Here is a 10,935-nt window from a genome sequence, read left to right on the forward strand (position 1 = left end):
GCGGGCTCGAACTTCCGATCGGCCGACTGTTCGATCGCTACAAGTTGTCGTTCCACGCGAGAGCGGCCCTACTTTCGTTGGTCCACCTTCACAATACGGCGCCCTCCAGAACGCCGGCGTTGCTAGTCGCGATGCTCCTCCGCTGCTTCTTCAAAGAGGGCGCGTTCTTTCCGACAATGGGCGGACAGGTGCTCCCTGCCAACCTGGTGGAGGTTATTCGCTCGCATGGCGGCGTGGTGCGAACCAAGGCGCGGGTCCGTTCAATTGACGTCGAGGGCGGCCGCGTGCAGGGCGTGACGCTGACTGACGGCGAGCGTATTCGCGCCGATGTGGTCGTCAGCAATGCCGACATACATCGCACCTTCCAGGATCTCATCGAACCGCGGCATCTGAGCCGTCGAACGCTTGACCGCATTGCGCGGCTCCGCCGTCCGCATTCCATCTACTCGATGTATCTGGGTGCCGATATTGACCTGTCGCGTACGCGCCCGGCGACCAACTTCATTCTGCATGATCGTTACGACATGCAGACGACGTTTGATCTGCTAGACAAGGGACAATGGGATCCGAAAGGGTGGCTAGCCATCAGCTCGCCGACCCTCAAGACAGGCGGCGTACGTCACTACGGTCCGCCGGGTTACAGCTCGATCGAGGCTTTCTGTGCCGTGCCCGCCGAGTACGAGTTTTGGGGTGGCGGAGACCCAATGGCAGGAACCGGCTACAAGTGGTCGCCGGTCTATCGCGAACGCAAAGCGGAGATCGAGCAGGTGATGCTGGATCGCATTCTTCGCGCACTGCCTGAGCTGCGCGGGCACGTCGCGTGGCAGGAGTCGGCGTCGCCGCTCACGCATGAGCGATTCACGTTGTCGCGAATGCCGTACGGCCCGGAAAACACGGCCGACCAGCTTGGCCCGTTCCGTCGTCCGTCCGTTCGCACCGAGATCAACGGCTTGTTCCTGGCCGGTGCATCGACAGCTTTCCTCTACAGCATTGCATTCACCCTGCGCGGGGGCGTCGGCGCTGCATCGGAAATACTGGGGCGCGACTTGTTCGCGGAGTTCCACAAGGGCAAGGTCATTGTGGATCGCAACGCGCTTCCGGCCCATGGCGCCGACTGGGATCCATTCCAAGCGTGCCGGGGTCACTCCCGCCGACCGGATCCCGTCGACGAAAAGGACGCGGTGGCGGCGTAAGTGGAGGCGTGATGAACGGCAGCGAATGCGTTCGGCGGCCCTAACGCGCATCGATTCACGCCAAGCAAAGCAGCTCACACGAGTGAAAACACATGAGCACCTACGTATCTGACAATCGCCCCGAGACGAGGCTCTCCGGCAGCATGAAGTTGGCGTGCGGCACCGCCGCAGTTCTCGGCGCCGCAGCTGTGGCCAATGGCCTTTTTATGTTGGCAGACCCCGGAAGCTGGTATTTGGCGGTGCCCGGCGTGACCACTTCTGGGCCCTTCAATCAACACTTCATCCGCGACATCGGGCTTATCTTTCTGCTTATCGGGACGGCCTTTCTCATCGGCGCCGCGCGACCTGCGCTACGAGCCTCGATGTGGTCACTTTGCGCGCTCTGGCTGTCCGGTCATTCTCTGTTTCACTTCTGGGAAGTCGCGGTCGGAATCTGTTCCTCTTCGGCAATCGCGCGCGACTTTCCAGCGGTCACGCTGACCGCGATCATCGCCGTAGTGATCGCCGTGATAGCGATTCGCGCCGCAACGCTTGAAAAGCTGGCGCCGCGATGATCCGTTTGAACTGAAGCTCGTCGATAGTCGCGACCCCAAGCGTCGCGATACCGTCCGAATGCTGGAGAGCTACCACAACAAGCGCACTGGCATGATCTGCTTCGGCGCTGGGTGGGATAACCCCATGATGTGGGCGCACTACGCCGACAAGCATAATTGCGGTTATGAGAACCTTCGCATAATCGCAAGAACTATCTCTTCGCCGGCTCCGATGCCGGCGGCGAACGCGCCGCCAACATCTACAGCCTGATCGTCACCGCCAAGCTCAACAGAATCAACGCCGAAGCCTACCTGCGACACGTCCGCGAACGCATCGCCGAGCACCCCATCAACAAGCTCGACGAACTGCTGCCATCGAGCGTCACCGAACAGGTCCAACTGTCCGGAACCGCTGCGTAACCATCACGCCGTCGTCAAGACGGTGCAGGCCGGACGCTTACCGCTTAGCTGCCACCGGTGAGTGTCTGAATCTGGCACAAACCGGAAGTTGCGGGCAGACAAGGGCACGACAATCGCCCCTTATTGTTGGTAAGCAGGCTGGGCGACGCCCCAATCGCCAGCGGTTTTCAGCAAAACGCCGAGTCCTTAGCGACACTCAACATCGCCGGTCGCCAGCGTCAGCAGCAGCTTTGGGCTGGAAGCAACATGCCAAGCCTTGAAATATTCTTACGGCGAAGCGGCGATCTAAAGCAGCACTGCGCGATCCGCGAGAGCGCGAGTATTCGTGCATCGGAAAAGCGGAACTTGATTAGTCACCCGCAGGCAACGTTGTGAACCTCATTTCGTAAATCCCGGCATGACTGACGCAAGCGGTTCAACCCTCGGCATTCGCCTCACGCGCGCTCACGATCGCCGGCTGCGGGCGATGTACCGCTCGGCCGGTTGGCCGTGCCTCGATGGCATCGAAATCGAATTGCTTAGCTACGGTCTTATGGAGCGCGTTACCGACGGTCGCGGAGCAGAGTATCTGCGCGTCACCGATGCCGGTATTACCCGACTTGCCCAGTCACTGCACCAGAACCGCCAGGCTTTCGATGCGCACGAAGCGCTTGTCGATCGCGTCGCCAGGGAGATGGCAGGACAAGGCCGAATCGCCTGGCGCGGTCTGACCCTGCTCGGCAAGCCCGATGACGTCTGGCAACACCTGAGACCCGATGTCTTCTCAATCCGGAATACCACGGTCGAGGACTACGTCGAACCTCTAGTGCACGAGATTAAGGTTCAACGGGCTGATCTGCTGTGCGACTTGCGGAAACCTGAGAAGAGAGCCGGTTACCGCGCGTTGGCCAGCGGCTGCTACTACGTCCTCGCCGAAGGCATCGGCACCGCCGATGACATCCCGCCGGAATGCGGCGTCATGATTGCCACGCCAACTCAGATTCTCGTGATCCGATCGGCCCCTCGCAGCGCCATCAGACTTTCGTTCCACCACTGGATGGCGCTCACCAAGGCCCATCGGGTCTATGCAGACGACGCGGTCGAACCTCTTCTGTGATCGGCGGCGCTCGCTTTCACCTAGTCAAGAATGGGTAGAGGGGCTTTCACCGCGTGCCTCTAAAGTGCGACTGCTAACGCCTGACCCTGCAGTGACAACTGGCCCTTATCGAGGGTAGGGAAGGGCAGCTTCCAGCCCGGAGCGGAGTTTCATGTACCTGTACTGGTCGCCGGTGAGCGGTCAGTCACAGATCCCGCCAGACGACATGCCTAGCTGGCTTGATCCTGCGGCCCAATTCGGCGCATCGTTAGGCAAACTACATGCAATCAGGAGCTTATGAATGTCTCGTCCGAGTTATGCCGCCGAAGTGCGGCAATGCACTGCCGCAATTGGGCGGCCTAATAAGCGTTGGGCCCCATGAACGACACGTTGCATTGGCGGTTGTTTAACTTTCTTGCCCGTCGTGTTGTTGCGCCGGGTTTTGTAGTTGTCGGCTTCTTACTGGCGGCGTTCAATATTCCCAACTTGTTTCCAGGCGGAACGGTTAATGTTGACGGCATACCTAGCAACGACATTGTCATGCGTCTTTCCGCTGTCGTTCTTCCTCTATTCGCCGTTGTAATGGGTGTAGCAATGTTTATGGCGAAACCTTATAGGCCCCCCGAGAAACATAAACATGGGTAGCGCAATCATGGGGCCCAACCAGGCGCTGCAGCCGACCCACTTGCCTTCGCTTCGCTACGGCAAGCGGTCGGCTGAGCTATGGCGTTGGGGCTCAAGAAAATGAAGTTCATTCTGCTGGCTGGTGCGCTCTTAGCTCCGCTGGCTGCGAGTGCAGCGGATCGATGCTCGACTAAACAGGCACAGGCCGCAGAAGAAGCAACGGACCAGATGAAAACGTGGTCGGCAATTTATTCTGGCTTCAAGAGTTTTCACCACTGCGATGATGGCGGCATTGCTGAAGGCTTCACGGAAGCCGTTGTCCACCTTCTAGCGTCTGATTGGAGGTCAGTCGGTAGCGCGGCATCTCTTTCGACAAAAGACAAAGCGTTTAGCTCATTCCTACTCAAGCACATCAATGCGAGCGCCAACACAGAAGAGCTACAAAACATTGCTTCGACTTCGGGTGCGCAGTGTCCGCCAGAACTTTCCTCAGTCTGTGAGGATATCCATCGGGCAGCTACTCTCGCTCTCGAAGAGGCAGCGCAGTGAGCCCCAACCAGTCGCTCAACCGGACGGGCCATAAAGCCGGCTCGCCGGTTAGCTAGGGCGTTGGGCTTCAAGGACACGTTAAGAAGGGAGAGTTAGAGATCAGTGGCAGGGCAACGAGCGTCACTGGCTGAAGGAAATCGAGAACCTTCGGGAGGACGTCAAGCGTCTCCGCCGGGAGGCCGTTCAGGAACTTGGCCGCCATCAAAAGCGCGTCACTGAACTTCAGGCTGACGCTGCTTCGAAGGCATCCGATCTAAAGGAAAGGCTCTCGCTTGAGACCGCACAACGTCTCGCGGCGGAAACTGCGCTGGCAGCGTCATTGACCAAAACAACCGAGGAAAGATCTCGATTCGATAAGGCGATCCGAAAACATAGGCCCTTGAACCGGTCAATTAGATGATCACCGTTGTCGTTCGAAATCGCCTTCACAAACTCATTCGCCGGGAAAATGCGTTTTATGTAAGCGCATGGGATTTAAAAAGGGCCGATGCGTTCAATGAGGCCGGTGCACAACACTGCGTTTCATCAAGTTTGATTGCTCGCCCGGCCAGGCGAAATGTTGACTGCAAACTGCCGACTACCGGGGAAAGATCAATGCCAATGTCAGACTATCGTGAAAAGTAGACTGCCAAGTCAGACTTCGGCACTCAACTTGCCAAGTATGGCAATCAACTCTTAGGAGCCGACACCTAGATTTGATAAAGCCATCCGAAAGCATCGGCCCATGAACCGGGCATTCATTAGCCGCACTATTGAACATAATATTTATTGCGCACCAAATTGTGCTATCGTTTGATCGTGGGTTAAACGACCAGCACGCAGACTTCAAAGCTAAGTTCCCCAAGTTGCGTTCGATCCAACGGAACCGCCGGCCCCAAGGTGCTGCCCAAGAAGACTTCGCCGCTTCAATGATGAAAAATGCGCGGCCGTCGCAATCGACGACGAACATCACGCCGTACTCGGCGAACTCGTTACCAGGACGAATCCATGGAAGTGCCATCTCGCGCTGCGTCAATCGGCAGCGGCGTGAAACCCGAAATCGGCGTGACCGCGATGATCGTCGGTCTGTTCTTCGTGTGGGGCTTCTGCACGGTGATGGTCGATACTTTAATTCCCAAGCTCAAAGGCTTGTTTTCGCTCAGTTATGCCGAGGCGATGTTGTCGCAGTTCGCGTTCTTCCTGGCTTATCTGGTGATGTCGATTCCGGCGGGCTTGCTGCTGGCGCGCATCGGCTATCTGCGATCGATCGTCGTCGGCCTGGCAGTCATGGCCGTGGGCTGCCTGCTGTTCACGCCGGCAGCGAACGTCGGGCTGTATCCGATGTTCCTGGTCGCGCTGTTCGTGCTGGCCAGCGGCATCACCTTGCTGCAGGTGGCGGCTAATCCGTTGATTGCGAACCTCGGCAGTTCGCAGAGTTCGCACATGCGGCTGACCCTGGCGCAGGCCTTCAATTCGCTGGGCACGACGGTTGGCCCTTGGGTCGGTGCGGCGTTCATCCTGTCGGCCGGCGTTGATCTGCCGGGCGATCCGGCTACGCTGTCGGCTGATGCCCTCGCCGAGCTGCGCCGCCAGGAAGCCTCGGTGGTGATGGTGCCGTTCCTGAGCATCGCAACAGCGCTGGGCATTCTGGCGATCAGCTTCTGGCTGCTGCGCAGGAAGCCTGGCCTGCCGGACGTGCCGCATCAGGTCAGCGGCCGGGCAATCCTGGCGCCGCTGCGTCATTCACGCTTGGCACTGGCCACGCTGTCGATCTTTCTGTACGTGGGTGCCGAGGTGTCGATCGGCAGCATCCTGACCAACTATCTGATGCTGCCCGGCACGCTCGGCGAAACTGCAGCGCGCGCCGGCAAGCTGGTGTCCTTGTACTGGGCCGGCGCGATGATCGGCCGCTTCATCGGCTCGGTGCTGCTGCGCAAGATCGAGGCCGCAAGCCTGCTGGCTTTCTGCGCCGTCGGTGCGGCCACGCTTGCCGTTGTCTCAAGCTTGTCGACTGGCACATTGGCGGCGGCCACGATCATTGCCATCGGCCTGTTCAATTCGATCATGTTCCCGGGCATTTTCTCGCTCGGCATCGAGAAGCTGGGCGATGAGACGCCGCAAGGGTCTGCACTACTCTGCCTCGCCATCGTCGGAGGTGCCGTAGTGCCGGTGATCACCGGGCTCGCAGCCGATCACTTCGGCCTGCCCGCTGCGCTGCTGGTGCCGGCGATCTGCTACGTCGGCATCGCCAGCTTTGCCATCCTCACTCGCATCGGCGCGCTTGATCGCGCCGATGCTCATCACACCTTGCCTGCATGACGGACCAAGCTGCGCCACCAACGACGACGCGCCGCGCCTTCCTGGCCGGTACCTCGTCCCTCGCCCTGCTCGCCTTCGCACAGCGCGTCGCCGGACAGACGCTGACCAGCGACCACGATGAAGCCGATATTGAGGCGCTGATCGCCCGGATGACACTGGCAGAGAAAGCTGGGCAGCTCAGCATCTATTCCGATCCGATGCGTATCGGCACGCGTCGGCAGATCAACCCGGATGCCGGCCCGAAGATCGATGACGGGCTTGCCCAGCGCATTCGCGAGGGCCGCCTGATCGGGCTGTTCAACGGCGTTGGTGCGGCCGAGGGCCGTGCGCTGCAGCGGCTGGCAGTCGAGGAATCGCGTCTGAAGATTCCGCTGTTGTTCGGCGCCGACGTGCTGCATGGTTTTGCCACCGTGTTCCCGATTCCGCTCGGCGAGGCGGCAAGCTTCGATCCTGGCCTGGCCGAACGCACGGCGCGCGCCGCGGCCGTCGAGGCCAGTGCCAATGGCATCCACTGGACGTTCGCACCGATGATCGACATCGGCCGCGACCAGCGCTGGGGCCGAGTCGCCGAAGGCGCTGGCGAAGACCCGTATCTGGGCTCGCTGTTCGCGGCGGCGCGGGTACGCGGCTTCCAGGGCAAGCGGCTAACGGACGCGGATAGCCTGCTCGCCTGCCCCAAGCATGTCGTCGGCTACGGCGGCGCCATCGCCGGCATGGAATACAACAGCGTCGAGATGTCCGAACAGACCTTGCACGAGGTCTATCTGCCGCCGTTCAAGGCCGCTTTCGACGCCGGCGCGCTGTCGACGATGAGCGCCTTCAACGACCTCAACGGTGTGCCGATGATGGCTCATCGGCCGCTGCTCACCGGCCTGTTGCGAGAGCAATGGAAGTTTCGCGGCATCGTCGTCTCGGACTACACCGCCGACCGCGAACTGGTGATGCACGGCGTTGCCCGTGACGACCGCGACGCGGCACGCTTGGCGATCCTCGCCGGCGTCGACATCAGCATGCAGAGCGATCTGTACAACCTGCACCTGCCCTCGCTGGTCGAGCGCGGCGAAGTGCCGATGGCGGTGGTCGACGAAGCCGTGCGGCGCGTGCTGCGGGTCAAGAAGCTGCTCGGCTTGTTCGACAATCCTTATCGCTCGCTCGATCCCGTAGTCGAGCAGCGCGACACACGCACGCCGGCCGCGCGCAGCCTTGCTCGTGAAAGTGCCCGCGCCTCGATCGTGCTGCTGAAGAATGAAGGACAGGTGCTACCGCTGCGCAAGGCCGGCCAGAAGATTGCGCTGATCGGCCCTTTCGGTGCCGATGCCGACAATCTCGCCGGGCCCTGGTCGCCGTTCTCCGACATGAAGGACGCCGTGAGCCTGGAGCAAGGGCTGCGCAGTGTCTTGCGCGATTCGACGCTGCTCAAGGTGGTCAAGGGCTGCGATCCGGAACAGCCGATCGGCGGCGGTCTCGACGAAGCCATTGCCGCCGCCAAGGCGGCTGACATCGTGCTGCTGACGCTGGGTGAGTCACAGGACATGTCCGGTGAGGCTGCGTCGCGGGCCGACATCCTGTTGCCGGCCGTGCAGCAGGCGCTCGCGGAAGCGATCGTCGATGTCGGCAAGCCAGTGATCGTGCTGCTGCGCAATGGCCGCGCGCTGGCGTTGGAAGGCGCGGTGCGCGACGCCTCGGCGATCGTCGTCACCTGGTTCCTCGGCACCGAAACCGGCAACGCGATCGCCGATGTGCTGTTCGGTGATCATTCGCCGTCCGGCCGTCTGCCGGTCAGCTTTCCGCAGTCCTCCGGCCAGCAGCCATTCTTCTACGGCCATCGCAACACCGGCCGGCCGCAGACCAATCCCAAGGACCCGTACTGGAAGGCGCGTTATCGCTATGTCACTCACGAAGCGCTGTTTCCGTTTGGCCATGGGCTGACGTATTCGCAGTTCCGCTACGGCGAGCCGGAAGTCGGCGGCGGGAAAATGGCCTGGGATGGCCCGATCACGATCCGCACCAAACTGACCAACACCGGGCAACGCGAAGCCGAGGAAACGGTGCAGCTCTACATCCACGATCGAGTTGCCAGCCTCACTCGGCCCGTGCGCGAGCTGAAGGGCATCCAGAAAGTGAAACTCGCTCCCGGCGCATCGCGGGTAGTGAGCTTCAAGCTGACGCGTGCGGACCTGTGCTTCTACGACGCGACGATGAACTTCATCGCCGAGCCGGGTGAGTTCGAGGTCTGGGTGGCGCCGTCCGCGACTGCCGGCACGCCGAAAGTCTTCGTGCTCGCCGGCCTGTAATCGCGCCGGCAGAAGTATCTGCCGCTGGCTCGATCGAGATCCGTCAGTAGTCCTTGAGAATCCGATTCGCGGCGGCTGCATCGTCCTTGAACTTGCTCTGGATGTCCTGAGCAAGAATCTTCGCAATCGTGCCGCCGATCAGCGGCATCGAGCTTTCGATCTTCCAGCGCATGCGATTGACCGCGCCCTGCGGATGCGCTTCCAGCTTCATGTCGCAGCGGATGGTCACGGTCTTGAAGACGTGGATGACGATATCCAGACGGCCGGTTCGCGTCTGCATGTCCCAGGTATCGGTCTGGGTGACCGCCAGCGCTTCGCCACCGCGGACGAACTTCTGCGCGATCTTGGGTAGTTCGATGCTGGGCTTCATCTTGAAATTGCAGCAGACCTGAAGCTCGCGGCCTTCATTCTTCTGCGACACCACCTCGACGTCCTGCAGGCCCAGCTCGCGGTACTTGCGCGGCACAAAGGCGAGATCCCAGTACATCTTCTCGACGCGCTCGAGCGGCGCGGGCATGACTTGTTCGTTGGTGAATTCCATGACTGTCTTGCTCCAGAGGTTTTCAGGGTTGTCTTCAGGCCCCAGCGATGCGAGGCCTTGCGAAGTCTACTTTCCCTGCCCACTGCTCTTCAGAGAAGCCGACGCGCCGTTGCTTGCCCGACCCGATTGAATCAAGTCGCGGCGTGCAGCATTCTTGAGATGTAGACACCGCATTTGGGCTCCACCCCGTCACACGCGAGGAACGCCATGCCGACCCAGCTCTTGAAGGACGCCACGGTAATCGGCGCCTGTCCCCACGATTGTCCTGACACTTGCTCGATGCTGGTCAAGGTGCAGGACGGCAAGGTGACCGGTGTTCAGGGCAACCCGGTGCATCCGTTCACGCAAGGGCGTTTGTGCGCGAAGACCAACCACTATCAGGAGCGCGTCTATCACGCTGACCGGGTGCTGTATCCGCTGCGCCGCACCGGACCTAAGGGCCCGGGTGAATTCGAGCGCATTTCCTGGGAGGAAGCGCTCGCCACCATAGCCTCGAAATGGAAGGCGATCATTGCCGAGGACGGCCCGACGGCGATCCTGCCGTACAGCTATCTCGGCACCCAGGGGCTGGTCAACGGGCTTACCGTCGGTGATCCCTTCTTCAACAAACTCGGCGCGACCGTTTCGGAGCGCAGCTTCTGCGACTCCGGTGCATCCACCGCCTATGTGATGACCGTGGGGCCGACGCCGGGCATGGATCCGGAGAGCTTCCAGCATTCGCGGCTGATCATTCTCTGGGCCTGCAACATGCTCAGCACCAACGCCCACATGTGGCCGTTCGTGGATCGCGCGAAGAAGAATGGTGCCAAGGTGATCGTCATCGATCCGGTCAAGACCGGCACCTCGGCGATGGCCGATCAGCACATCCGAGTGCGCCCTGGCACTGACGGCGCACTGGCGATGGCAATGATTCACGTGATCATCCGCGAAGGTCTGGTCGATCAGGATTACGTGGACCGGTACACGGTCGGCTTCGAAGAGCTAGTCGAGCACGTGGCGCCGTACACGCCCGAGTTCGCGGCGCAGGAAACCGGGATCGATGCCGAGGTGATCCGGACCTTGGCACGCGAGTACGCCACCGCCCAGCCCTCGGCGATTCGCATAGGCGTGGCGATCGAACGTTCGGCAGGTGGCGGGCAACTGGTGCGCGCCCTCGCCTGTCTGCCGGCGCTGGTCGGCGCCTGGCGCCAGCCGGGCGGCGGCTTGCTGCAGCTGCCACTCTGGGCGTTTCCGGTTCGCTGGGACAGGCTGCATCGTGCCGATCTGTTGACGCCCGGCACGCGCGTCGTCAACCAATGGCAGCTCGGCCGCGCATTGACCGGCGATCTCAAACTCGATCCGCCGATCCGTTCGCTGTTCGTCTACAACAGCAATCCGCTGGTGGTGGCGCCCAATCAGTTGATGCTCA

9 protein-coding genes and 1 pseudogene are annotated in these 10,935 nt (G+C 61.1%); 9 read left to right on the forward strand and 1 reads right to left on the reverse strand.

The genetic code is table 11. From position 1 onward, the window contains the following. The 8 genes and pseudogenes from QZY06_RS12425 to QZY06_RS12460 all read left to right on the forward strand — a co-directional run. The coding region (locus QZY06_RS12425) for an NAD(P)/FAD-dependent oxidoreductase (protein ID WP_295684776.1) at positions 1–1,193 on the forward strand (1,193 nt) is incomplete at its 5' end. 92 nt (positions 1,194–1,285) lie between these two features. Continuing rightward, positions 1,286–1,747 (forward strand): hypothetical protein, encoded by a 462-nt coding sequence (locus QZY06_RS12430; RefSeq protein WP_295684779.1) that lies wholly within the window; start codon positions 1,286–1,288, stop codon positions 1,745–1,747. A gap of 183 nt (positions 1,748–1,930) precedes the next feature. Next, positions 1,931–2,146 (forward strand): annotated as a pseudogene (locus QZY06_RS12435) (transposase domain-containing protein); the annotation flags it as partial. Between the two features lie 397 nt (positions 2,147–2,543). Further along, on the forward strand, positions 2,544–3,242 hold the full coding sequence (locus QZY06_RS12440) for a hypothetical protein (protein WP_295684781.1): 699 nt from the start codon (positions 2,544–2,546) through the stop codon (positions 3,240–3,242). Positions 3,243–3,599: 357 nt separating this feature from the next. Next, positions 3,600–3,866, forward strand: coding sequence for a hypothetical protein (locus tag QZY06_RS12445; protein ID WP_295684784.1), 267 nt, complete (start codon positions 3,600–3,602; stop codon positions 3,864–3,866). A gap of 84 nt (positions 3,867–3,950) precedes the next feature. Beyond that, positions 3,951–4,394, forward strand: coding sequence for a hypothetical protein (locus QZY06_RS12450; RefSeq protein WP_295684785.1), 444 nt, complete (start codon positions 3,951–3,953; stop codon positions 4,392–4,394). Between the two features lie 987 nt (positions 4,395–5,381). Next, entirely contained in the window at positions 5,382–6,692 is a 1,311-nt protein-coding gene (locus tag QZY06_RS12455) for a sugar MFS transporter (protein ID WP_295684788.1), read from the forward strand. A 149-nt stretch (positions 6,693–6,841) separates the two neighbouring features. Continuing rightward, a complete protein-coding gene (locus QZY06_RS12460) occupies positions 6,842–8,986 on the forward strand; it encodes a glycoside hydrolase family 3 N-terminal domain-containing protein (RefSeq protein WP_367275632.1) in 2,145 nt (714 codons plus the stop codon). Between the two features lie 43 nt (positions 8,987–9,029). On the opposite strand, the gene QZY06_RS12465 is transcribed toward QZY06_RS12460, so the two are convergent. Further along, entirely contained in the window at positions 9,030–9,527 is a 498-nt protein-coding gene (locus QZY06_RS12465; protein ID WP_295684792.1) for a DUF2505 domain-containing protein, read from the reverse strand. 207 nt (positions 9,528–9,734) lie between these two features. Between QZY06_RS12465 and QZY06_RS12470 the strand changes: the two genes are divergently transcribed. Next, a partial coding sequence (locus QZY06_RS12470) for a molybdopterin-dependent oxidoreductase (RefSeq protein WP_295684795.1) occupies positions 9,735–10,935 on the forward strand: 1,201 nt, incomplete at its 3' end.

Source organism: uncultured Nevskia sp., from assembly GCF_903885465.1.
Lineage (GTDB): Bacteria > Pseudomonadota > Gammaproteobacteria > Nevskiales > Nevskiaceae > Nevskia.